This is a genomic window from Leisingera sp. XS_AS12 (assembly GCF_041224635.1).
Taxonomy (GTDB): Bacteria; Pseudomonadota; Alphaproteobacteria; order Rhodobacterales; family Rhodobacteraceae; genus Leisingera.
Genome location: NZ_JBGFGM010000108.1, coordinates 31,524 through 55,773, shown reverse-complemented (window position 1 = coordinate 55,773; position 24,250 = coordinate 31,524). Strand labels below are relative to the sequence as shown.

Annotated in this window: 21 protein-coding genes; 9 read left to right on the top strand and 12 right to left on the bottom strand. The window is 61.8% G+C overall.

Features of this window, described 5'->3' with window-relative positions; genetic code table 11:
• Positions 1–46 precede the first annotated feature (46 nt).
• The 10 genes from mdoH to AB9K35_RS15435 all read right to left on the bottom strand — a co-directional run bounded on the left by mdoH (position 47) and on the right by AB9K35_RS15435 (position 13,557).
• Positions 47–1,975 (bottom strand): glucans biosynthesis glucosyltransferase MdoH, encoded by a 1,929-nt coding sequence (mdoH, locus tag AB9K35_RS15480; protein ID WP_369927398.1) that lies wholly within the window; start codon positions 1,973–1,975, stop codon positions 47–49.
• Positions 1,972–3,480 (bottom strand): glucan biosynthesis protein, encoded by a 1,509-nt coding sequence (locus AB9K35_RS15475; RefSeq protein WP_369927396.1) that lies wholly within the window; start codon positions 3,478–3,480, stop codon positions 1,972–1,974. The genes mdoH and AB9K35_RS15475 overlap by 4 nt, the downstream gene beginning before the upstream one ends.
• Entirely contained in the window at positions 3,477–4,757 is a 1,281-nt protein-coding gene (locus tag AB9K35_RS15470; protein ID WP_369927394.1) for an OpgC family protein, read from the bottom strand. The genes AB9K35_RS15475 and AB9K35_RS15470 overlap by 4 nt, the downstream gene beginning before the upstream one ends.
• A 55-nt stretch (positions 4,758–4,812) precedes the next feature.
• Positions 4,813–6,174, bottom strand: coding sequence for a tetratricopeptide repeat protein (locus AB9K35_RS15465; RefSeq protein WP_369927392.1), 1,362 nt, complete (start codon positions 6,172–6,174; stop codon positions 4,813–4,815).
• A gap of 259 nt (positions 6,175–6,433) precedes the next feature.
• Positions 6,434–7,633, bottom strand: coding sequence for a CaiB/BaiF CoA transferase family protein (locus tag AB9K35_RS15460; RefSeq protein WP_369927390.1), 1,200 nt, complete (start codon positions 7,631–7,633; stop codon positions 6,434–6,436).
• A complete protein-coding gene (locus AB9K35_RS15455) occupies positions 7,620–9,233 on the bottom strand; it encodes a thiamine pyrophosphate-binding protein (protein ID WP_369927388.1) in 1,614 nt (537 codons plus the stop codon). The genes AB9K35_RS15460 and AB9K35_RS15455 overlap by 14 nt, the downstream gene beginning before the upstream one ends.
• Before the next feature lie 300 nt (positions 9,234–9,533).
• Positions 9,534–11,567, bottom strand: a complete 2,034-nt coding sequence (locus tag AB9K35_RS15450) for a PhoX family phosphatase (RefSeq protein ID WP_369927386.1) — start codon at positions 11,565–11,567, stop codon at positions 9,534–9,536.
• 136 nt (positions 11,568–11,703) lie between these two features.
• Positions 11,704–12,762, bottom strand: coding sequence for a YeeE/YedE family protein (locus tag AB9K35_RS15445; RefSeq protein WP_369927385.1), 1,059 nt, complete (start codon positions 12,760–12,762; stop codon positions 11,704–11,706).
• An 18-nt stretch (positions 12,763–12,780) separates the two neighbouring features.
• Entirely contained in the window at positions 12,781–13,119 is a 339-nt protein-coding gene (locus tag AB9K35_RS15440; protein WP_222453763.1) for a metalloregulator ArsR/SmtB family transcription factor, read from the bottom strand.
• Positions 13,120–13,173: 54 nt separating this feature from the next.
• A complete protein-coding gene (locus AB9K35_RS15435; RefSeq protein WP_369927383.1) occupies positions 13,174–13,557 on the bottom strand; it encodes a hypothetical protein in 384 nt (127 codons plus the stop codon).
• A gap of 117 nt (positions 13,558–13,674) precedes the next feature.
• On the opposite strand from AB9K35_RS15435, the gene AB9K35_RS15430 reads away from it, so the two are divergent.
• The 9 genes from AB9K35_RS15430 (at position 13,675) to AB9K35_RS15390 (ending at position 21,644) form a co-directional block, all read left to right on the top strand.
• Entirely contained in the window at positions 13,675–14,412 is a 738-nt protein-coding gene (locus tag AB9K35_RS15430; RefSeq protein WP_369927381.1) for a cytochrome c biogenesis CcdA family protein, read from the top strand.
• 19 nt (positions 14,413–14,431) lie between these two features.
• Positions 14,432–15,013, top strand: coding sequence for a thioredoxin family protein (locus AB9K35_RS15425; RefSeq protein WP_369927379.1), 582 nt, complete (start codon positions 14,432–14,434; stop codon positions 15,011–15,013).
• A gap of 129 nt (positions 15,014–15,142) precedes the next feature.
• The gene (gene soxX, locus AB9K35_RS15420; RefSeq protein ID WP_369927377.1) at positions 15,143–15,655 is read left to right on the top strand and encodes a sulfur oxidation c-type cytochrome SoxX; all 513 of its coding nucleotides are present in this window, start codon (positions 15,143–15,145) and stop codon (positions 15,653–15,655) included.
• 57 nt (positions 15,656–15,712) lie between these two features.
• Positions 15,713–16,129 (top strand): thiosulfate oxidation carrier protein SoxY, encoded by a 417-nt coding sequence (soxY, locus tag AB9K35_RS15415; protein WP_369927375.1) that lies wholly within the window; start codon positions 15,713–15,715, stop codon positions 16,127–16,129.
• Between the two features lie 42 nt (positions 16,130–16,171).
• Positions 16,172–16,501: a thiosulfate oxidation carrier complex protein SoxZ gene (gene soxZ, locus AB9K35_RS15410; RefSeq protein ID WP_222453757.1), complete on the top strand. Its 330-nt coding sequence runs from the start codon at positions 16,172–16,174 to the stop codon at positions 16,499–16,501.
• A gap of 76 nt (positions 16,502–16,577) precedes the next feature.
• A complete protein-coding gene (gene soxA / locus AB9K35_RS15405) occupies positions 16,578–17,426 on the top strand; it encodes a sulfur oxidation c-type cytochrome SoxA (protein ID WP_369927373.1) in 849 nt (282 codons plus the stop codon).
• A 99-nt stretch (positions 17,427–17,525) separates the two neighbouring features.
• On the top strand, positions 17,526–19,223 hold the full coding sequence (gene soxB / locus AB9K35_RS15400) for a thiosulfohydrolase SoxB (protein ID WP_369927371.1): 1,698 nt from the start codon (positions 17,526–17,528) through the stop codon (positions 19,221–19,223).
• 110 nt (positions 19,224–19,333) lie between these two features.
• The gene (soxC, locus tag AB9K35_RS15395; protein ID WP_369927369.1) at positions 19,334–20,605 is read left to right on the top strand and encodes a sulfite dehydrogenase; all 1,272 of its coding nucleotides are present in this window, start codon (positions 19,334–19,336) and stop codon (positions 20,603–20,605) included.
• Complete coding sequence (locus AB9K35_RS15390; RefSeq protein ID WP_369927367.1) at positions 20,589–21,644, top strand: c-type cytochrome; 1,056 nt, start codon at positions 20,589–20,591, stop codon at positions 21,642–21,644. Before soxC ends, AB9K35_RS15390 begins: the two co-directional genes overlap by 17 nt.
• Here the strand turns inward: AB9K35_RS15390 and AB9K35_RS15385 are convergent.
• Both AB9K35_RS15385 and AB9K35_RS15380 read right to left on the bottom strand, forming a co-directional pair.
• Positions 21,625–23,163, bottom strand: coding sequence for a hypothetical protein (locus tag AB9K35_RS15385; RefSeq protein WP_369927365.1), 1,539 nt, complete (start codon positions 23,161–23,163; stop codon positions 21,625–21,627). The two genes, AB9K35_RS15390 and AB9K35_RS15385, sit on opposite strands and share 20 nt — an antisense overlap.
• Positions 23,164–23,236: 73 nt before the next feature.
• Positions 23,237–24,244, bottom strand: a complete 1,008-nt coding sequence (locus AB9K35_RS15380) for a GlxA family transcriptional regulator (protein ID WP_222453751.1) — start codon at positions 24,242–24,244, stop codon at positions 23,237–23,239.
• Between the last annotated feature and the right edge of the window lie 6 nt (positions 24,245–24,250).

Sequence of the window (24,250 nt, the reverse complement as noted above, 5' to 3'; positions counted from 1 at the left end):
GGCGAAAAATGCGCGACGCGCCCGAGGAGGCGCGTCGCAATCGCTTTCATTCTGCCGGCGTATGATGGCGTGGGCCGCCTTCGAGCATGGCCTTCAGCTCGGCGCGTGCAGCGCGCGCGGCGCAGGTGATGCGGGGCTCCCGGAACTCCTCCCGGGTGGCCATCCAGTGGCGGACGCGGTTTGCAGGCCGAAGACCCGACAGCGCTGAAAGCGGCACCGCGAGAGCCAGCGACAAGGCGATCGGAGCCAACCACCAGGACACTGCGCCCGACAGGATCCCTGCCCATAGCGCCGCGCCGCTGATCGTTTCGAGCGCATGGCACACAAGCAGCGTGCGCACCCCGTAGCTGCCGCCGTCACGGGCCTGCGGCTCCCATCCTTTTTGCAAACCAAGCATGGTGCGGAACACTGCAATCATCTGCTGTACCATCAGGATCGGGGCATAGAGGATCGCCAGCACGACTTCCGACAGGAAGGACAGCATGAATTGGAGCGGACCACCGTATTCCGAGAACCGGCTCCCGGTGAGCGGCAAGGCGACCGCCGCCAGCAATTTCGGCGCCAGCAGCATGGCGTAGATCAGCACGATGACCAGCACGTGATTGGGTTGCGACATGTCAGGCCAGCTGGGGCGGAACGGGTTGCTTTCACTGAAATAGCGGATGACCGATGCTTCTTCGCTTCGACCGATCACCGCCCAGAGAACCAGAAGTGCAAACCAGACCGGGGCCATCAGATAGCCGATTGCGCCATGGAACAGGTGAAAGCGCGAGATCGCCCGGAATCCCTTGGCGCCCAGCAGGTTGAGGTGCTGAAGGTTGCCCTGGCACCAGCGCCGGTCGCGCAGGATGTGGTCGATCAGTGTCGCAGGGGTTTCCTCGTAGGAGCCGCGGATGCGGGGAAGGAACCGAACCGACCATCCAGCCCGACGCAGAAGGCCCGCCTCGACGAAATCGTGACTCATGATCAGCTTTTCGCCGCCCCCGAAAGGAGACCGCAGCAGCGGCAGTCCGGCGCAGGCGGCAAAGGCCCGGGTTCGAATGATCGCGTTATGGCCCCAGTAGTTGCCTTCGTGACCGGCCCAACGCGCCAGCCCTTCGGCCAGCGCCAGTCCGTAAACTCCGTTGGCAAATTGCTGCATGCGGCCAAAGACCGATTGCGCACCGATCAGTTGCGGGTAGCTCTGGATCAGCCCGGCTCCGGGATCGCGTGACAATGCATCGGTCAAACGGGCAATGGCGCGCCCCGTCATCAGGCTGTCGGCGTCCAGCACCAGCATCGCGTCATAGCCCGCGCCCCAGCGGCGCACCCAATCCGAGATGTTGCCGACCTTGCGCCCGGCGTTGTCCGGGCGACGGCGATAGTACAGTCGACTGCCCGGCGGCAACATGCTGCGCAGCGCCTCGACGCTGGCGCGCTCCTGTTCCGCGATGATCTCGTCTCGGGTGTCGGACAGGATGAACATCTCGTAATCGTGCTGACCACCGCGTCCGTGCAAATCCTGCAGCATGGATTGTGCGTTCCCCAGCACGTACCAGGGGTTCTCGTTGTAGATCGGGATCAGCAACGCGACCTTCATTGGGCGTGACGGGCCGAGGTTTCGTGTTCTGGGACGGCGGGATAGCCCGTAGAGCCCCAGAAGAACCGTGGAGACGGTGAAGGCGATCCAGAAGAAGTTGAACCCGATCAGCGTCAGCAGCAACACTTCGAGCGCCATGAAACCGTCGGCGGCGAACCACCCCTGCATGACCCAGCACAACAGGGCCGTTGCCAGCATCGCGGGTGAGAAGGCCAGCAGCCGCCAGAGGGCCACCTGTCTCGGCGGCTTCTGTTCCGGAGCGGCACTGTCATGAAACTCGCAAGCGAAATCCTGCGCGGGCATGGCCAGAGGTTGCTCCGGCGGCATCAGACTGTCAGCGGGCGTGGTTGCCACGTTTGGTTCTGTTGACTGCACTGTGGAAAGCTCCCGTGTCATGCTGTCCACCTGTAAAGCCAGACCTCGGACGCGGGGGCGCCATCCTTGCGAAGTTGCGCGCGCAATTCCACATGATCGCGATCACCGGGATCGAAATAGAACGCCAGGCGCAGACCGCCGGTTTCCGGGTTGCGTTGCAGGATGCCGTCGGTGGTTTGAACGTGCGGAGAATGGATATGCACGGTCAGGCCATCCGGATTGCCCTCGTGCAGAGGGTGCGGCTCATATTCGATGGTCATGATCCGTCCCGGCCCGCCAAAGATCCGTGCGCCGCTTGCGGTTTCCACCACGCGGGGCAGGGGCAGGGACGGTTCCGCGCCCCAGCTCAGCCGGTAGCTGAGGTTGACTTCGGACCCTGCGGCATAGGGCGTCTGCGGTCGCCAATACGCGACGATATTGTCATAGATTTCCTTGTCAGCCGGAATTTCGACAAGCGTGACGGCCCCCTTGCCCCAATCGTGTTTCGGTTCCACCCAAAGACTGGGGCGTTTGTGGTACAGAGCCTCGAGATCGTTGTAATCGGTCAATTTCCGCGCTCTCTGGATCAACCCGAAGCCGCGCGGATTTTCGTCGACGAAGGAGGAGACTTCCAAACGGTTGGGGTTGGCCAAGGGTCTCCACAGGGTTTCGCCGTTGCCGTTCGCGACCAGCAGCCCATCGCTGTCATGTACCGCGGGCCGGAAATCATCAAAGCGGTGGCGATTGGTGGCGTCGAACAGGAACATGGAGGTAAGGGGCGCGAGACCCGCATGTTTCAGTTCCTTTCGAGGGAAAAGTGTCGCCTCCACATCCATCACGGTGTTGGTCCCCGGGGTGACATGAAACCGGTAGGCGCCGGTGACCGAAGGCGAATCCATCAGGGCATGCAGGATGAAATGGCGCTGCTCCGGCTCCGGTGCTTCGAGCCAGAACTCGATGAATTCGGGGAATTCCTCGCCTTCCGGGTCCGCGGTTTTCAGCGCAAGCCCTCGGGCAGACAGCCCATATGTGTTGCCGATCCCGATGGCGCGAAAATAACTGGCCCCCTGAAAGACGCAGAACTCGGTCTTGTGGTCCGCCGTGTCCAGATTGGTGCGCAGGCGAAGTCCGGAATAGCCAAGGTGCCCCTCGGTCGAAAGCTCTGGTGCCTTGTCGGACTTGTCGAACAAGGACAGATCGAACGGTACCGGCGCGGTTCCCCCCTCGGTCACCGTGTTGATCTGCACGGGACGTGGGAAGTAGAGGCCGGGCAGGAAGAAGTCCACGTTGTAGCTGCGTTGCGTATCAGACCACAACGCGTCGGCGGTGCGGAACCAGCGCGTTCTGTAATCGTCATAGGATAGTTCGAGCCAGTCTTTCGGTACTGTGGGGCGTTCCACGTAGTCCTGTTGGGCCAGCGCGCGGGCCTTTTCCACCACCCTGTCATGGCTAAAGGGGAGATCGGCCCGGCCTTTCATCGGCAGAGCCGCCAGTATGGTCGTACCCAGGGCGGTTGTGAGGAAAGAGCGACGAGTGAGCGAAGTCATTTGCGCGCCCTCCACGGTTGGGATTTGAACCAGGCAGCGCCATAGGCGCAACCGATGATCAGGGCAAACCCCGCAAGGTTGGCCGCGGCGGTGGTCAGGACCGCACGCTCGGTCTGGTCCAGGGCAAACCCGATAAAGCGCGCCAACGCCATCGAGAACACGAAGACCGCAAGCGATTGCTGTCCAACCTTGGTGATCAGGCGGAGGAACAGCGCCCATGTGCGCGCACCGACTGTCTGCCCTGCTGCAACGAGCCGTTTGCCGCCGATGCCTGCCGCAACCCAGCCCAAGTATGCCAGCGCGAGGAAGTGGCCGTAGCGCAGCAAACCGAAGTCGGTCTTCTCGCGCCATTCCCGGATCGCCTCGCGGCCGGGTTCGATCAATTGCGCCAACTCGGGGCTGGCCGCGTTCACCCAGGTGAAGACTTTATGGCTGCCGAAGGGGGCGGACAGGATAACAAAGGCGAGAGCCAGCGCCACCAGCGGTCTGGAGACCGGGGGTTTCGGCAGCCACCCTTTCATGAAGGCGAACCCGGTGAAGAACAGCAGTTGCCAGCCGAGCGGGTTGAAGAACCATTCGCGATCCGACCATGGCTCGGCCGGGAAGGAAATGCCGTTGGGGCCGAGGCCCAGGATATAGGGGTTGGCCGTGAGCCAGATCAGGCAGCTGGCCGTCACCACTGCCCACATTCCGGCCTTGTGTAACGCCATCATCAGGGGCAGCAGCACCAGGACCCCAAGGTACATCGGTAGGATGTCGAAATAGTTGGGCACGTAGGTCAGGGTGAAGATGCCGACGATCTGCGTCATCGGATCCTTGAAGAAATGTCCAAGGTTCAGCGAGTTCACATAGCTTTTCTCGAAGCCGCCATAGAGGTCCAGCGCTGCCATCGACATCGCGAGAAAGAAGAACAAGCCGATGTGCGCCCAGAACACCTGCCAGCATCGGAACACCACGCGCGCCGTGCCCAACCACCAGCTTTGACGGTCGAAAGTGCCGCCAAAGGCAATCGCCGAGGCCATCCCGGAACAGAAGACGAAGATCTCCGTTGCATCGGAAAACCCAAACCTTGCCGGGATCCAGTTGGCCCACCGGTTGCCGGGGATATGGGCCACGAGGATGATGAACATGGCGATACCGCGATAGAAATCGAGACGCGGATCACGTGGGCGTGGCGATGCAGGTCTTGGGGCTTCGGCCGTTTGCTGTGGCGGCACCGCTTGATTGGCGGCGCCGGGGTCTTTGACGGGCCCGGGAAAGGGCGCAACGGTGGACATCTGTCGTTTCTGGTCCTTGGTGGGTTGAAATGTGAATGCGGAAATCCGCTGCAATCTATTCCGCTGGAACGCTCGTTGGGGCGGACGGGTTCCGCGCCTCCGCAATTAATTCGCGTCGGGCCAGAGAATAGTTGTCTTCAGTGCCGCCGCGCAGTCGGCGGCGGTCGTCGAGGAGCGTCTCGATCTCGTTCAGTCGTCCCGCGCGCAAGCCGGCGTCGATGGTGATGCGCTCGAAGACGTCGCGCTGGGCGTGGCTTCCGCCGGCCAGCTGCATGGTGGGGCGCGCCGCGCACAGGTGGGCAAAGGCAGCGGCGTAGTTGCCTTCTCCAAAAGCCTCCAGACCGTCGGCGGCGGCGCAGCCGGGAGAGGCCATGCGTGTCTGTGCTTCGGTTTGTGGGCTGCGTCCATCGGAATGAATGCGCTGCACCAGACGATGCGCCTCTTCCGGCCGGTGGCCGACCAGCGCCATCAGGTAATGCAGGTCAGCAAACACCAGGCTGCCGTCTTCGGTCCGCTGCGCGCAGAGCTCGGCCAGCTCCTCCCAGCGATCTCCGACGCTGACGCCTTCCAGTTCCAGACGCATCAAGAGGGACGTGGCATTGGAGATGTCGCGGTAATCGTCAGTCTTGTCGCTGCGCACTTTCGTGTCATAGAGCGCGAGAGCCTGGTCCATCTGGCCCAGATCCAGATACATCAGCGCCTTGTGCCACCACACGTGATAGCGGAAATTGTTGCAGTGGGCCCAGGCACCCTCGCGGCCCTCAAGCCACTCGAGACCGGCTCGGGCGTTGCCGGTCATGTCGTGGACATGTGCGACCGCGTGCAGCCCCCAAGCGTCGTCAGGTGCCGTCCAGAGCGCCTGACGCCCGGCTGTTGCCGCACGCTCGTACTCGCCGGTTTCTTCAAGGGCAAAGGCGTGGCATCCCAGCAGGTAGCCGCGTCCGGGATGGTCCGGGGCGTAGGTCGGCAGCACCCGTTCAAGCGAACCGCGCATCCCCTTGGCATCGCCGAGGATGAAGCGGATGCCGTGGCTCAGCTTCATCGCGAGGCTGTCCTGCGGCCAACGGGCCAGGACCTCTTCCATTTGGCTGACTGCACGGCTGGGCTGGCCCTGCAGCCAGCTGCCCAGGGCGTCGATATACTTGCGCTCGCGCGGCAGGGCAGTCTCGTAGCAGGCACGGGCGTCACGAAGTGCCTCTCGCGCCGAGGGGATGAGTTCGCTGCGGCCCAACATCAAAAGCGACAGTCCCTTGATCGCATGGCCGAGGGCAAATCGCGGCGCGCTCTGCAGCACTGCGGCAAGATGTTGGGCCGTGGACGCGGAATGGGACAATATCCCAAGCTGCACCGCGTTCCAGTCGTTCAGGGCGGCGCCAGCGGTCAGGCTGGTGTCTTGGCCGAAGATATCATGCGTCATGGGGTCCAATCTCTGTCGTAAAGCAATCGCGGTCAGGCCGGTCCAAGAAAGGTTAGATCATCGTATTGCTTCCGGCGAACCCCGCTCGCGCTTTGGTGATTGCCCGTGTGGTCCAGACGGCAGAATTTGGCGCAGGTGTAAGATTTCTAGAGATTTTTTTGCAAGAGCTCACGGCGAGAAACGACAGAAACACCGCCGTTTTGGCGGTGTTTTGCCGGAAACTGAAATACTTGGCAAAAACCTGCCGCAGGACGGCGCCCTAAGTCAGGTCAAAGGGGGAGGTCGCGCCCAGGATTTCATCGGTGCTGTCGCCGCAGGCGGGGGGCGGTCGACGGTATGTGACCGGGGTTCGGGAGAAATTAAGCGGGTTGCCCAAGAGTTTGACGGGACCGGCGACCGTATCCATATCGACCACCATGTTGCGGGCTGCCACCTGCTCTGTCTTGAAGAGGGTTGGCAAGTCCTGCACCGGTCCAGCGGGGACCTTGCGTTCTTCCATGGCCGCCAGCACTGCCTCGGTCGTGTGGCGCTGCACAGCCGGGCGGAGGATCGCGTTGAGAGCGTCGCGGTTGTCCAGGCGTGCCGGGTTGGTGGAAAAACGCGGGTCTTCGGCCAGGCCCTCGAGCTTCAGAAACTCCATGAAGCGGCGAAACTGGCTGTCGTTGCCGACGGCCAGAATGACATGACCATCGGCGGTTTCATAGGTTCCATAGGGCACGATGCTGGGATGTTCGTTGCCTCGCCGCCGGGGATTCATGCCGGTGTTAAGATGGGCGACACCCTCGTTGATCAGCCAGGCGATCTGGGAGTCGACCAGCGACAGATCGATCTGCTGACCTTCGCCGGTCTTCTCCCGGTGGTGCAGCGCGGACAGGATGCCGATGCAGGCATACATGCCACACATCACGTCGGCGATGCCGACGCCTGCCTTCATCGGTTCGCCGTCCGGCTCTCCGGTCAGGGACATGAACCCGCCGAAACCCTGGGCCATGATGTCATAGCCCGGTTTGTGGCTGTTCGGGCCGGTCTGGCCGTAGCCGGAGATCGAGCAATAGATCAGCCCTGGAAACTCGTCGCGCAGACTCGCGTAATCCAGTCCGTATTTTGCAAGGCCGCCGGGTTTGAAATTCTCGATCAGGATGTCTGCCTCCGCCGCGAGGCGGCGGATGGTGCGTTGGCCCTCTGCGCTGGCGATATCGACCGCGATCGAATGCTTGTTGCGGTTCGCAGACATGAAGTAGGCCGAGAGATCGGATTGTTTGCCAGCGAAGTCCACGACGTAGGGTGGCCCCCATTGGCGGGTGTCATCCCCGCCGGTTGCCGGGTTTTCCACTTTGATGACCGTGGCCCCGAGATCGCCCAGCAACTGGGTGCAGGTAGGACCCGCCAGAATGCGCGACAGGTCGAGAACCTTGACGCCTTTCAGCGCCCCGTGAGGTAATTGTTCAGATCCGCCCATCGTAGCCTCCTGCGTCGATCTCTGCCGAAATTACGGTAAATGTGTCGGCATTCAACGCCTCTTGCAACGCCTCGCGCAGCTGAAGGCGATTGCGCACGGTTGCTCCATTGCCACCAAAGGCGCGGCCCATGGCGGCAAAGTCGTGTCTGCCGAAATCGACCCCGGCGTTTTTCAACTGTCGCTGGCGCTGCTTCAGCTCGATAAGGGCGAGGCTCGCATCTGCAAATACCACGAAGATCGGAGCAACGCCCAGTTCAGCCGCGGTGGCGAGTTCGCCTGCGACCATCAAAAAGCCCGCGTCTCCGGAGAAGCTGACAACCGGGCGGTCCGGCTGTGCCAGTTTTCGACCAATGGCCATCGGCACGGCGCAGCCCATTGTGCAAAGCCCGGAAGACTGGATCAGCCCGCGAGGCTCGGTGCACTGCCACATCTGGCTGAGCAGAATTCGGTGCGCGCCGCTGTCGGCCGTGGCAAGCGTATCCGATGGCAAGATCGCGCGGCATTCCGCGATGACGCCCGCGGGCCCCCAGGCATCATTGTGCGCAAACGCCTCGGCCAGCGCGGCTTTGACCTCGAGATGCTGCCCGCAGGTCCAGGTCGCGCGAGGTGCTGCGCCAGTTGAGAGGGCCGTGAGTGTGGGTTTGAGGGCTGCGACGAAGTTCAGCCCTGCTTGGTGCATGTAATGGGTGTTTGCCTCGGGGGCGATGTCGATCACTCTTTGTCGGTTCGAATCCCACACATCGCGCCAGCCCGGCCGCATCTCGATCGGATCATAGCCGAGACACAGCACGAGGTCGGCCGCGCGCAGCAGTGGCAGCAGGAACTTGTCAGCCAGCGGCGACAGACCGGCCGCGCCAAGACAGAGCGGGTGGTCTTCGGAGACGATCCCCTTGGCCTTGTACGTGGTGACAAAGGGGATCTGGAATTTCTCAAGGAAACTGTGAAGCGCATCGCCCGCATTTTCCTGCAAGGCATCCAGCCCGATCACCGCTAGCGGTCGGTCTGACGCAGCGAGCCAGTCGTGCGCCCGCGCCAGCGCCGCGCTGTCTGGCACAGTTGCAGTCGCGGGCGCGCTGCGTGGCGAGGCGCTCGGGGCTGGTGCATCCGCAACGGAGATCGGAACGTCGATGTGCACCGGCCCGTTGCGTGGTGCGGTCGCAATTGCGATCGCCTTGTCGGCAATCAGCCCCGCTGCATTTGCGTCGAGCCGAAAGCTCGCCTTGGTGATGGGGCGCATGACCGCCTGATGATCGAGAACCTGGTGGGTGTAGCAATGGGCCTCGTCGGCGTCGACGCAGCCTGTCAGCACCAGCATTGGAACACGATCCTGCAAGGCATTGGCGACGACGTTAACACCGTTCAGCGCGCCGGGGCCGAGGGTGGCCACCAGCACAACGGGGGCCCCATCCGTGTGGTGAACGCCCTCGCCGATGAAACCCGCACAGTTTTCGTGCTTTGCCAGATGGAACGCGATTCCCGCCCGTGTCAGGGCATCGACCAGTGTCAGGACTTCGCCGCCGGGCATGCCGAAGGCGTGGCGGCAGCCTGCTTGATAAAGGCGCTGCGCCAGTACGTCAGCAGCTCGATGTTTCGGTGTCATGCCCGTTGTCCAGCTTGTTGAATTATCGCCAGATTGCCGAGGTTGTCAGCGCGCGCAAGCCCTCTCACGCCAGTGTGACACTTGGTGACGGCAGCGAAGCGCGGAAATCCACCCACGTTCGAACCTTGGGTGCCGCTGAAATAGGCAGTGGCAGGCTATCTGCGCATACATGCCGGGGGCGACACGCAATCGGTGGATGGCTTGGACGTAAGGCTTCCATATCTGCCACGGCCGAGGAGGATGAACGAAAAGCGCGCACCCTTCGAGGCGCGCGCAGGCTTTTGTCATGATAGGTGGCGGTTATACCGCAATCTTGCCACCGCCCTGGCGGGTGACCACGACGACCGATGGGCGCGGCGGCATCTTCGGATCGAAATCTGGCCAGCGGGTGGCCGGATCTTCAAACGTCGACGCGCGCTCGAACCCCTTCAGAGCCTTGGTTCCATCGGTGCCGGGGTGTTGGACCGCCAGGAACAGGGTTTCGTTGTCCGGCGTGAAGTAGGGGCCGCACAGCTCTCCGCCGACCGGGCAGCGGAAAAACAGCTTGGAATGCCCCCGCAGTTCGCCCTCGGTTTCGACACCATAAAGCCCATCGGACTTGCCCGTCTTGCCCCAGCCGCTGCCCTGGTCGGTTGAGACCCACAGGCGACCCTCGGCATCAAAGGCGCAATTGTCCGGAGAGCCGAACCAGCCGTTTTCAGAGGTCTCCGGGTTCCATTCGGCGCCGACCTCGGCCAAGGCGGGGTCACCGCATTTCACGAGAATGGACCAGTGACCGTGGGTCGCGGCGTGATCACCCCCGGCTTCCTTGATCTCGATGATGTGACCAAAGCTGGATTCGGCACGTGGATTGGCCGCATCGACCTGATCCGCCCCGCGGCGGGTATTGTTCGTCAACATCACGTAGGCCGTGCCGTCACCGCGCGGCTGTGCGTCTTCGGGGCGGTCCATTGGGGTTGCGCCCAGCGCATCCGCTGCCAGCCGGGTGTCGATCAGCACGTCCGCCTGGCTGGCAAAGCCGTTTTCCGCTGTCAGTGGTCCCTCGCCATGCACCAGGGGCAGCCAGGTCAGGGAGCCGTCCTCGTCGAACCGCGCCACATAAAGCGTGCCTTCACTGAGCAGCCGGGCGTTGGCTGCGGGATCTTCGGAGACCACGCCGTCGGAGACATATTTATACTGGTAATCAAAACGCGCATCATCGCCCATGTAAACCACGAGGTGCCCAGAGCTGGAGACGGTGGTTTCCGCGCCTTCGTGGCGGAAGCGGCCCAAGGCGGTGTGCTTCACCGGTGTGGCGTCAGGATTGCGCGGGTCAACTTCGACCACCCAACCAAAGCGGTTCAGCTCGTTGGGTTCCTTGTCGATATTGAAGCGATCATGATACTTGCCCCAGGCGTACCAGCGCCCCGGTGCACCGTAACGCTTCATCTGTTCCGCTTCCGCCTGCTCGGAGAGATCCGGCTTGCCGTCTTCGTCCAGTTTGTCGGTCCAGAAGTAGCCGTGGAAGTTCTCCTCGGCCATCAGCCAGGTGCCCCATGGGGTCATCCCGCCGGCGCAATTGTTGAGCGTTCCGATCACGCGGGTGCCGGTGGGGTCGGCGCTGGTCTGCATCCGCGGATGTCCGGCAGCCGGACCGTCGATGGTCATCTCCGTGTGCAGCGGCGAGATGCGCCGGTTCATATTGCCATCGCGCACCACTTGCCACTTGCCATCGTCACCTCGGGCGATCTCTACGACGGAGCCACCGTGGGCAGCCATTTCGGTGTCCACCAGTTCGCGGGTCATACCGGCGAAATCCGCGCGGTCCTGACGGCCAAGGCCCGGGAACATGACCTCTTCGTTGGTGTATTCGTGGTTGACGCACAGCAGGCCGCGACTGCCTTCTTCGTTCAGTGGCACGAAGCCGACGTAGTCGTTGTTGTAGCCAAATTGCTTCAACTGGGCTTCGGCGCTTTGGTTCATGACGTCGAATTCGGGGGCATCGGCGGTAATCGGGTCGCCCCAGCGCAGCAGAATGTCAGCGTCATAGCCATCTGCGACGTGGTGGGTTTCGTCGTTGCCCCATTGCAGTTCTGCAAAGTTGTAGCGCCCCTGTTCGGGCGACACGGCAGCGGCGCTCGGGCGCGGGGCGCTGAGCGCGGTCGCGCCGAACAGCGCGGTGGTTGCGGAGACTCCGAGGATGCCCTTCAGCAGTTCCCGGCGACCATACCGGGCGGCAATAACGTCGCCGATCGTGCGCTGCAGATTGGGATTGGCAGGAATATCGTCATAGGCTTCGAAGGCTTCGCCTTTGTTGCCGGTCTGCGGATCATTGATGATCTGTTTGCGGTCCATGTCTGGCTCCAAATTCTGTCGCTCGGTTGGCGCAGCCAAGGCTGTTCAGCTGCGGATCGCCTGCATCATGGATGGTTCTGTAACAGCTGTTTGAAACCTCATGAAAAATAATAAAATTATCACAATTTCGGGGCGATCAGGCTGCGGGGCGAAAGCCAACGATCAACTGGCGCAATCCCAGTGCGGCGCCGACAAAGATCGCGGCAGTGGTCACCGGGGCCGAGAGTGACAAGAGAGAAAACGCGCTGAGCCCCTGGCCAACCGTACAGCCCATCGCAATCACGGCGCCAGCCCCCATGATAGCGGCTCCGATGATCTGGCGGCGCAATTCGCGCGGGTCTTCGCAGGCCTCCCAGCGAAAATGCCCCTTGATCAATGAGCCCAGAAAAGCGCCGCACCATACGCCGCCGACCGAACCGACGGCAAACGACACCGGTCGCAGGCTGCCGGTCATCCACCACAGGATGCTCTCTCCCAATGGGGCGGAAAAGGAGTGTGAGACCACGGGCAGGGCGTCAAAGCCAGTCGTCGCAAGAAAGCTGCTGCCAAGCCAGCCGGACGTGATTGCAAACCCCACAATCGCGGCCCACATCAAGGCGCGGGGATCCCTCCGGATGCCGCCGCCCCAGAGCGAGGCGAGCAGGATCACCGCCCCAGCCCCGAGGCCAATTGCCGTTGGCGGCACGCCGGTTCCGGCCGCGACCATCTGGGCCAGTCCGGGCGGCAGCTCGGTGGTCACGTCCTCTTGGGGGAACAGCCAATGCCGCAGCGGTGCCAACGGTCCTGCCAGCACCACGTAGGTGGAGATCCCCATTACCAGCACGATCACGAAACTGCGCAGGTCGCCCCCTCCCAGCCGTGCAATCGCGCCGTAGCCGCAGTTGCCGCTCAAAGCCATCCCATAGCCGAACATCAGCCCGCCCAGGATCGAGGCCATCGGCATCCAGCGGGTCGAAAGGTAGAGGGAGGCTTTCATCTCGACCAAACCGGCGGCGGCCAGCGAGAATGTGGAAATGACCGACACACCGATGGCCACACCCCACATTCGCAACCGTAACGAGGATCCGCCATAGAGGACATCTTCTATGGCGCCCAGTGTACAGAAGCGACCCAGCCGGGCGGCCAGCCCCAACAGAATACCGCCAAACAGCCCGATCAAGGCTGCGAGCTGGTGTTCTGTTAAAAGCTCAAGCATGTTTCGTGTCGGGGGGCATCAGCTGCCGTCCTTGCAGAACAGGTCATAGACAACTTCAAGTATGCGGCGCGGCTTGTCATCGGCCAGTCGGTAGTAAATCGCCTTGCCTTCGCGTCTCGGGATCACCAGCCCTTCGAGACGCAAACGCGACAGTTGCTGGGAAACAGCGGCTTGCCGTGCCGATAAAAGCTCTTCCAGCTCGGTCACGGATTTTTCCCCGGAGACCAGGTGGCACAGGATCATCAGCCGCCCTTCGTGGCTGATCGCCTTGAGGAAATTCGATGCCTTCGCGGCATTGCTGACCATGCGGTCCATGTCCTCGGGCTCCATGTCAGCAGAAAACTGCGGTAGGGGCATTTTTGTCTCCTGGCGGTTCCGCGCCTGTTTCCGTTTGCGAAATCGACAGCGCGCTCAGCTGCCGTCTGATGATTGCGCGGTGTCGGCAAAGTCAGTGTGGTCGGTGAGCAGATCGGCCCAAAGGGGCCAGAAAAAGTCTTCTCCCGGATATCCTTCCAGTCGGGCCTTTTCCTGCCCGCCTTCGACCAGAAGAAATGTGGGAGTGAAAAGGACACGGCGACGCAGTTGCAGGTCCGGTGGCATGTCTTGCAGGTCCACCCGGCGCAGCGGTGCAAAGCGCCCCTCGGCCGTCTTCGGGTAAATCGGGGCGATCTCGGCATCCCAGCGCGCGCACCATTCGCAGCCTGTTTGTTCCACCATGACCAGTTCAGCCGCCAGCGCGGGCAGGGGCGCCAGAGTCAGGGCTGCCAGGGTCAGCAGTTGCCGAAAGCGCCGCATCCGTGTCATCCATCTGTTGACGGTTCGTTGAGATTCAACGTAATTCGAATATGTGAATGATACAAGCCGGACCCGTTGACGACCCTGTGGGCGCGGCAAACGAAGGGCGGGAACGGGATGCTGGAAATTACCCTGTTTGGTGCGCTGGCGGCTGGGCTGCTGAGCTTCTTCACGCCCTGCATTTTGCCAATGGTGCCGTTCTACCTCTCTTACATGGGTGGGCTGTCCATGACCGAACTGCGCGGAAATGGCGCGATTGCGCCGGGTGCGCAGCGGCGGTTGCTGATTTCCGCGGTCTGTTTCGCCGCCGGGGTGACGACGGTGTTCATGCTGATGGGAATGGGCGCAACTGCGCTGGGGCAGCTGTTCGGGCAGTACCTGGACATCCTGTCCTATGGCGCGGCCGCGCTGCTGCTGCTGTTTGGGCTGCATTTCCTGGGGGTCGTGAAAATCCCGCTGCTCTACCGTGAGGCGCGGATGGAAAGCCGTGCCGAGCCGTCAACGGTGCTGGGAGCCTATCTGATGGGGCTCGCCTTCGGCTTTGGCTGGACTCCCTGCGTGGGGCCGGCGCTGGCCTCAATCCTGATGATTGCCTCGGGCATGGGGGACATCTGGCGCGGCGGGTTGCTGCTGCTGGTCTACGGGCTGGGCATGACCGCGCCCTTCGTGGTTGCGGCGCTGTTTGCCCGGCCGTTCCTGGCCTGGGTGGCGCGCCACCGCGCGGCTTTTGCGTGGGTGGAAAAGGGTATGGGCGCGATGCTGGTGGTATTCGCGGTTCTGATCGCAACCGGCGGCGTGCGGCTGATTGCCGAGGCGATGATCCGCTGGATGCCCGCGTTCAGCACAATAGGTTGACTGAGGTTTGGAGAATAGCATGCTGAAATACATTGCAAAATTTGTCGTGGCGTTGGCCGTTGCGACGCCGCTTGCCGCTGCCGAGCTGGGCGATGACGGTCTGCACAAGGCGCCCTGGATGCGCGACACCTTCAAGGATCTGCGCGAAGACCTGCAGGAAGCCAACGATGAGGGCAAACGGCTGGCGCTGATTTTTGAGCAGCGCGGCTGCATCTATTGTACCCAGATGCACGAAGAGGTGCTGTCGCGGCCGGACATCAGCGAATATATCGCTGAAAACTTCTTTGTTGTGCAGCTGAACCTGCACGGTGACATCGAAGTGACCGATTTCGACGGCGAGGTTCTGGCGGAGAAAGACATGGCCCGAAAGTGGGGTTTGCTGTTCACGCCAACGATTCTTTTCCTGCCGGAAGAGGTGGAGGAAGGCAAAACCGCCCCGCAAGCCGCGGTGGCGGTGATGCCCGGCGCTTTTGGACCGGGAACCACGATGGACATGTTTACATGGGTCAATGAAAAGCGCTATGCGCTTGAGAATGAGGAAGATTTCCAGCGCTACCACGCGCGCCGCATCCGTGAGCGCAACAATGGGTCGACGGACTAGGGTGGCGGCGCAGCTTTTGGAAAAATTCACATGATTGAATTTGTTGTTGCGTATTGCCCGGGCCGCCGCCTAGGCTGGTCCGCAGCTAGCCAGGCCGCCAAGCGCGTGCGGCAGCCAACGGGAGGACACATGAAGCATCTAACTGTGACACTGGCGCAGGCCGCCGGTCTGGCCGCAACTATGGGCGCAGGTCTGGCGCTGGCCGGGACCGCGGCTCAGGCGGAGGAGGTCGCGCCGAACGCGGTGCAATACGGGGAATACGGCGAAGTGGAAACTTCGCTGACCGGCGTGCCGGGCGACGCAGAAGCGGGCGCGGTGATTGCCGGTAGCAAGTCCAAGGGCAACTGTGTTGCGTGCCATCAGGTAAGCGCATTGGCGGATGTGCCGTTTCACGGCGAGATCGGCCCCTCGCTGGATGGCGCCGGGGACCGCTGGACCACGGCCGAGCTGCGCGGTCTTGTGGCCAATGCCAAGAAGACGTTCGAGGGTACGATGATGCCCGCATTTTACAAGGTCGAGGGCTTCATCCGCCCCGGCGATGCCTACACCGGGAAAGCCGGGACGGAACCGCTTCCGCCCATCCTGACGGCACAGGAAATCGAGGATGTGGTCGCCTTTCTGGAGACCCTGAAGGAAGAATGACGCTGGTTGCGGTTCCAAGCCGCTGACCGACCGCGGGACAATCAAAGGAGAAATAAGATGGAGTTCTCACGCCGTGAGACCCTGGCCTTGGGCCTGGGCGCCGCCATGGTAACCGTGCTGCCGTTCCGCGTGAACGCAAAAGCTGAAGACCGGATCGCCGAATTCACCGGTGGAGCTGAGATGGCGGATGCCGGCATCACGCTGAACGCACCGGAAATTGCTGAGAACGGCAACACCGTTCCGATCTCGGTTGAGGCACCGGGGGCCACTGCCATCATGCTTCTGGCGACCGGGAACCCCGAGCCGGGCGTTGCCACTTTCAAATTCGGCCCTGCAGCGGCGCAGCAGGCGGCGTCCACGCGGATCCGCTTGGCTGGCACGCAGGACGTTGTGGCGGTTGCGAAGCTGGCCGATGGCAGCTTTGCCAAGACCAGTGCCACCATCAAGGTCACGATCGGCGGTTGCGGCGGCTAAATAGCCTCGCTCCAATCGGTATTATGAAGGAGAAACAAAGACATGGCATCCGGTGTTAAACCCCGCGTCAAGGTCCCGAAAACAGCTGCCGCCGGCGAGACGGTCACGATCAAGACCCTGATCAGTCACAAGATGGAAAGCGGCCAGCGCAAGGACAAGGATGGCAACACCATCCCGCGTTCGATCATCAACCGCTTCACCTGTGCCTTCAACGGTGAGATGGTGGTGGACGTTGCGATGGAGCCTGCGATCTCGACCAACCCTTACTTCCAGTTCGATGCCGTGGTGTCCGAGTCGGGTGAGTTTGTCTTCACCTGGTACGACGATGACGGCTCGGTCTATGACACAAGCAAGAAGATCGCCGTTTCCTGATCCGGTCCGGATCTTCAGGCACGCGCACTGGCCGGGGCTTGGCCGGGCAGGGCAGGCACCCACGGGAGGACAAGGAATGAAGAGACAGGTAATTGCAGCCGCCGCCGCGCTGGCGCTGCCTTTCGCCGCGGGCGCTGGCCCTGATGACGACACGCTCGTGGTGAACGACGAGATCGAAATGGTCACCAAAACCGCGGCTCCGGAGCATCTGTCGGATGTCATGGACGAGATAATGTCAGGTTGGCATTTCCGTTCGGATGAGACGCAGGCGCTGCAGATGGACGATTTCGAGAACCCGGCCATGGTGTTCGTGGACCAGGCGCTTGAGACCTGGGAAACGGTCGAAGGCTCCAAAGGCAAGTCTTGCGCCGGCTGCCATGGTGACGTCGAGGAGAGCATGGCGGGTGTGCGTGCGGTCTATCCCAAGTGGAACGAGACCGCCGGTGAAGTCCGCACTTTGAACATGCAGATCAATGACTGTCGCGAAACCCAAATGGGGGCCGAGCCGTGGAAATACACCGGCGGCAAGATGGCAGCGATGGAGGCGCTTATCTCGGTGCAATCGCGCGGGCTGCCGGTGAATGTGGCGATTGATGGTCCCGCCCAATCGGCCTGGGAGAAGGGCCGCGAGATGTATTACACCCGCACCGGCCAGTTGGAGTTGTCCTGCGCGAACTGCCACGAGGACAACTATGGCAATATGATCCGCGCCGACCATCTGAGCCAGGGCCAGATCAACGGCTTCCCTGTCTATCGCTTGAAGAACACAAAGCTGAACACGGCACATGCGCGCTTCAAAGGGTGCGTGCGCGATACCCGCGCTGAAACCTATGCGCCGGGTTCCGAGGAGTTCGTAGCGTTGGAGCTGTATGTTGCTTCGCGTGGAAACGGGCTGTCGGTCGAAGCACCCTCCGTTCGTAACTGACTTACTTGCCCCGCGCCTGAACCAGGGCGCGGGGCTTGTCTTTCTTTAAACATTCGTTCGCGTGAATGTGTCGCGCGTGCATAGAGGATGAGGGTACCGATGATCTCGCGCCGCGATTTTCTTCAGGTTTCAATGGCGGCCTCCGCATTGGTAGGGACGTCTGGCTTTGGCAACTGGGCACGCTTGGCGGCTCAGCAGTCGCTATCGCAGGATCAACTGCTGGAGTTCGACACCTACGGAAACATCAGCCTGATCCATGTGACCGATATCCACGGTCAACTGAAGCCGATCTATTTCCGCGAACCTTCGGTGAATATCGGGGTGGGCGCCAACAAGGGGCATGTGCCCCACATCACCGGTGCCGATTTCCGCAAGGCCTATGGCATCGCCGATGGCAGCCCGTCGGCCTACGCGCTGACCCATGATGATTTTTCCGTGCTGGCGCAGGCCTATGGCCGGGTCGGTGGGCTGGATCGGGTGGCGACGATCATCAACGCTATCCGCGCCGACCGCCCTGATGCGCTGCTGTTTGATGGCGGCGACACCTGGCACGGCTCCTACACCTGCCACCACACGGCGGGCCAGGACATGGTCAACGTGATGAACGCGTTGAAGCCGGACGCGATGACCTTCCACTGGGAGTTCACGCTGGGATCGGAGCGCGTGCAGGAAATCGTCGAAAGCCTGCCCTTTGCGGCGCTTGGTCAGAACATCTTTGACGCCGAGTGGGACGAACCGGCCGAGCTGTTCAAGCCCTATAAGTTCTTTGAACGCGGCGGCGCCAAGGTGGCGGTGATCGGCCAGGCCTTCCCTTACATGCCGATTGCCAACCCTGGCTGGATGTTCCCGGAGTATTCCTTTGGCATCCGGGACGAGAACATGCAGGCCATGGTGGACGAAGTCCGCTCAGCCGGTGCCGATCTGGTGGTGGTGCTCAGCCACAACGGCTTTGACGTCGACAAAAAGATGGCGGGCAAAGTGCAGGGCATCGACGTGATCCTGTCGGGCCACACCCACGATGCGCTGCCGGAGCCGGTTCTGGTGGGCAAGACGCATATCATCGCGTCTGGCTCCAACGGGAAATTCGTCTCCCGCGTCGATCTGGATGTGCGCGACGGCCAGCTGATGGGGCTGCGGCACAAGCTGATCCCGGTGTTCTCGGACGTGATCGCACCGGACCCGGCGGTTGCGCAGCTGATCGAGGCGGAGCGCGCGCCCTTCAAGGACCAGCTGGCGGAGGTGGTCGGCCAGACGGATACACTGCTGTACCGGCGCGGCAACTTTAACGGCACTTGGGACGATTTGATCTGCGACGCGCTGCTGAGCGAGCGGGAAGCGGATATCGCCATGTCGCCGGGGGTGCGTTGGGGGCCGTCTCTGGTGCCGGGCGATGACATCACCCGCGAGGATATCTGGAACGTCACCTCCATGTCTTATGGCGCTGCCTACAGGTCCGAGATGACCGGGGAATTCATCAAGGTCATTCTTGAGGATGTGGCTGACAACATCTTCAACCCCGACCCTTATTATCAGCAGGGCGGTGACATGGTGCGGATCGGTGGCATGGGTTACCGCATCGACATCAGCAAGCCGCAGGGCGAACGGATCAGCGAGATGACCCTACTGCGCACCGGCGAGTTGATCGATCCATCAAAATCCTACGTGGTCTCGGGTTGGGCCAGCGTCAACGAGGGCACCGAAGGTCCGATGATCTGGGATGTGGTGGAGGACCACATCCGCAAGCAGGGAACCGTCAGCCTGGCCCCGAATACCTCGGTTCAGGTGGCGGGCGTCTGAAGGCACCCGCTGGCGCCGGGGCGGCAAGGAGCCGTCCTGGCGCTCATTGAAAAAATTTTGCGCAGTTGAATTCACGAACTTGAATTTATCTATGTGAGGAGGCAAGCAAGATGAGTGATGATGCCAAGGGCATGGCGCCCTCGCGCCGCCAGTTTTTGACCGGGGCGGCGGCAGCCGGGGCCGGGGCGGTGGCTGCCGGGGCGGGTCGCGCCGCCGCACCCGATCCGCTGATTACGAAGGTGCAGGACTGGGCCAGTGGTCTGGGCGATGGCGTCGACGTCACTCCCTACGGGTTGCCGATCGAGTACGAGAGCGATGTGGTGCGTCGTAATGTGGAGTGGCTGACGGCGGACACCATCAGCTCAATCAACTTCACGCCGATCCATGCACTGGACGGCACAATCACGCCCCAGGGCTGCGCGTTTGAGCGGCATCATTCCGGCGCAATCGAGCTGCGAAAGGAAGACTACCGGTTGATGATCAACGGGCTGGTGGATACGCCACTGGTCTTCACCTACGCGGATCTTGAACGTTTTCCGCGTGAAAACCGGGTGTATTTCTGCGAATGCGCGGCGAATTCCGGGATGGAATGGGCGGGCGCCCAGCTGAACGGCGCGCAGTTCACCCACGGCATGATCCATAACATGGAATACTCCGGCGTGCCGCTGCGCTCCCTGCTGGAAGAGGCGGGAGTTAGCCCCGAGGGTAAATGGGTCTATGTCGAGGGAGCGGATGCCTCCTCCAACGGCCGCTCGATCCCGCTGGAGAAGGCGATGGACGATGTGCTGGTTGCCTTCAAGGCCAACGGCGAAGCGTTGCGCAAGGAACACGGCTATCCGGTCCGGCTGGTGGTGCCGGGTTGGGAGGGCAACCTGTGGATCAAGTGGCTGCGCCGGGTCGAGGTGATGGACCAGCCGGTGGAAAGCCGCGAGGAGACCTCGAAATACACCGATACGCTGGCCAATGGCATCAGCCGCAAATGGACCTGGGAGATGGACGCCAAATCCGTCATCACCAGCCCCAGCCCACAGGCGCCGGTCACGCATGGCAAGGGACCGTTGGTGATCACCGGTCTTGCATGGTCGGGGCGCGGCGCAATCAGCGGCGTTGATGTGTCGCTGGACGGCGGCAAGACCTGGCAGCAGGCGCGGCTGCCGGCTCCGGGCGCCGACAAGGCGCTGACACGGTTTTACCTCGACATCAATTGGGACGGCGCGGAAATGCTGCTGCAAAGCCGGGCGAGGGACACCAGCGGTTATGTGCAGCCCACCAAGGCGCAGCTGCGCGAGGTCCGGGGCCTGAATTCGATCTATCACAACAATGCCATCCAGACCTGGTGGGTGAAGGCAAACGGGGAGGCGGAGAATGTCGAGGTTTCTTGAGGCGCGCCCGGATCTGAAGGCCGGACGATACATCGCGGTGACCGCATCGCTGGTTTGCCTGGCGGCTTTGCCCGCGTCAGCCGGAAAATTCGGCCTGGGCCGCCCCGCATTGCCCGACGAAATCGCGGCCTGGGATGTGGACGTCCCACCCGATGGCAGTGGCTTGCCGGAGGGATCAGGCGATGTCCTGACAGGTGAAGAGATTTTCGCGGAAAAATGTGCCGCCTGTCATGGCGATTTCGCTGAGGGCGTCGGAAATTGGCCGAAGCTTGCGGGTGGCTGGGACACGCTGGATCATGACGATCCGGTCAAGACCGTCGGCAGCTACTGGCCGCATGCGACTTCGGTTTGGGATTACATCAACCGCTCGATGCCGTTTGGCGCGGCGCAGACGTTGTCGGCGGATGAGGTCTACGCGGTAACCGCCTATATTCTCTATTCTAATGATCTGGTGGACGACGATTTTACCCTGACGGACCAGAATATCCTGGAGGTCCGCATGCCGAACCGGGAGGGGTTCGTCGTAGATGACCGGCAGGAGGCCGAGCGGCATTTCTGGACAGACTCGCCCTGCATGGAGAATTGCAAGACCACGGTGGAGATTACCATGCGTGCGCGGACGCTGGACGTGACCCCTGAGACTCCGTCTGCTGCCCAGCCTGAAACGGCGGTGCCCCTGCTAAGTGATGCGGCTAAGGCTATTGAACCGGTACCGGATCCAGAGCTTGTTGCTGCAGGCGAAAAAGTTTTTCGCAAGTGCAAGGCGTGCCACCAGGTCGGCAAAGGGGCGCAATCCCGCAGCGGTCCGGCCCTGAATGACGTGGTGGGTGCGCCGGTCGCGCAAGTAGAGGGGTTCCGGTATTCCAAGGCGATGTCAGCCGCTGCGGCTGATGGCCTGGTCTGGGACGAGGAAACACTCGGCACCTTTCTGGCCAAGCCGAAGGCATTTCTGAAAGGCACCAAGATGTCATTTGCCGGGTTGCGAAAGGCCGAGGATATCGCCGCCGTGATTGCTTATCTCAAGGCGCAGTCCGACTAGATATTGCCAGATGGGTTACGGCGTGACCTTGCGCCGGAGGGAACAAGATCACATGACCTCCGGCGAAGGGCTCGATACGCCAGCTGGGCTCGGCTTCTGGTCTTGGCTTGCGCAGATGGGCCGGTAGAGTGTCGCAGGCCGACGGGGGCGGTTGCCTGAATGGGTGGTCCTCGCAGAGTATCACGTCGCGCTGGGTCAGAAGGTTCAGTCGACTGGCAAGGCTGCTGGCCTCATGGACCCCTGCCTTGCGGGCGCTGGGGTAATTGCGGACATCGCCGCTGATCAGCACGAGGCCCGGCAGATCCTGAATGTGTCGCGCGATGATCCTGGTTTCGGATTGCCAGGGGCGAAACAGGGTGAATTGCACCGCTGTCTGAACCAGATAGCTTGCGGCCACAAGAAGCACTGCATTGCGCGCCAGTCGTCCAGCCAGGTTGCTGGATTGGCTCAACTCCTGGGCAGACCGGACGATAAGCACAGCATAGAGGATCCAGGCAAAATGAAAGGCTCTGGCCGGAATAGTAAAACCGAGTTTCAGCACCTGCAGTGCCATGAGCGCGAGACCCAGCGCCATGACAGTCCAGAGGTAGATTGCCTCTAGCGGTTTCCTATACGCGACGACCGCCGTCGACACGGCCAGAAGTCCTATGTGGAACGCCAGCACCAGCTCCGATTGGAAGCTCATCTTTTGAAGGAACACTGCGAAGGTCTCACGCAGGAGTGGCAGATGGGCGGCCATTTCGGACAGTCCCTGTGCTGGGTCCGCGCTTCGGCGCGGGTCCAGTTGAATTCCGAAGATCCCGTGAACCAGCCAGTTTAGCGTATAGACCAGTACCAGACTGGCGGCGAGGCTGGCTGCAAATAGCAGGAGAAGGCTGGTCAAATCACGCAACGACCGCCTGCGGGTCGCGACAGCGCAGATGATCAGGATGATGATGGGAAAGGTCGTATAAGCAGTAAACGCGAGCAGCGTGAATGCTGGCAGCAACAGTCGCATGTGCTTTTGAGACAGCCGCAGGGCCAGCCACGCATAAAGCGCCAGAACCGCCAAGCCGGGAATGACGGTGCTGGCCCAGGGTGCCATGAGAAAGACCGGTGGTGTCGGCAGCAACACCAAAGCCAGAACCACGGTGAACCAGCGCCGCTCATATGCGCCTGCCGCAGCAGCTGCCAGCGCGGCTGCGGTTGTTGCCCAAAGCAATTGGTAGAGAGCAAAATTCACGCCAGCAGGCGTCGCCAGCCCGCGCAAGTGCCACAGATAGTTCAGCCAGCGGCCTTCGGTCAGGGTCTTGTCCCAAAATCCGTCAGGCCGTGCCAGCAAGGCCGGGTAGTCGTCGTAGCGGACAATGGGATCCAGGAGGTTGCTCGCTGAGAGGGCCAGCAGAAGCGGCCCGGCAACGGAAAACGCAATCACAAAGGCTTGACGATGTGGAGCAACGGAAGTCTTCGGGCCCAAAGGGGACAATTTTGTAAACATAAAGGCAGGTCTTGGCAGCAACCGAAAAGAAAGTCGTGCCAAGGATGTTCGCGCAGGAATACGGCAGTGATAAGGCTTCCGCAGCAAATCCTGAAGCTTTCGGTTTCTGCCGTGATCAGCTCCAGCCTTTGCGGAAGAAATGCGGGCTGGCGCCGAATTTGCGTTTGAACTGGCGCGAAAAATGCGTCGCGGAGTTGAAGCCCGAGGCCAGCGCGATTTCTGTCACGCTCATGGAGGTTTCGTTCATCAGCGCAAAGGCGTGGCTCAGCCGCATGTCGAAATAGACGTGCATCGGGCTTTGGTTCAGGTAGCGAGAGAACAGCCGTTCCAGCTGGCGGCGCGAGATGTCGAGCCGGTCGCAGAGTTCACCGATCGACAACGGTTCTTCTATCGATTCCTGCATCAGCTGGAGGGCGTTCAGCAATCTCTGGTTGCGGCTGCCGATGGCGACGGCATAGTTCGATTTCTGCGGCGCAGCCTGACCGCCGGAACGCACGTGCAGGCACATGTCGGCCACGATGATTGCCAGTTGCTTGCCGTGGTGCTCCTCGATCAGGTGCAGCATCATGTCGGTCGCGGCATTGCCGCCTCCGCAAGTCATCAACGGCCCCGAGATCTCGAAGATGTTGGGAGAGGGGGTGAGATTCGGATAGCTTTCCAGAAATCCCGGCTGGTTCTCCCAATGCAGCGTAAACTTGTGCTCCTTGATCAGACCGGCCTGAGCCAGCGCGAATGCGCCGGTGCAGACGCCGCCAATGGCGCGGCCAAAGCGGCTTTCGCGGCGCAGCCAGTTCAGGGTGACTTCACTGGCTGCATTCTGCGGTTCGACGCCTGCGCAGACAAAGCCCATCGACTCCGCGGGCAGCGGCTGAAGCGGCATGTCGGGGGTCACCACCATGCCGTTGGAACACCTGACGGGATGCCCATCTTCGGTCATGATGAACCAGCGATAAAGCCGGGTGCCGGTAACCTGATTGGCAATGCGCAGGGGTTCGATGGCCGCAGCCACCGGTAGCATTGTCGCTTTGGGCAGCAGCAGGAAGTAGAAATCCTTTGGCGCGCCATCAAAGGGGATGGCCAGATTGGCTGCCGCCCCTTTCTGTACAAAGCTGTCATCGGTCATGACGTT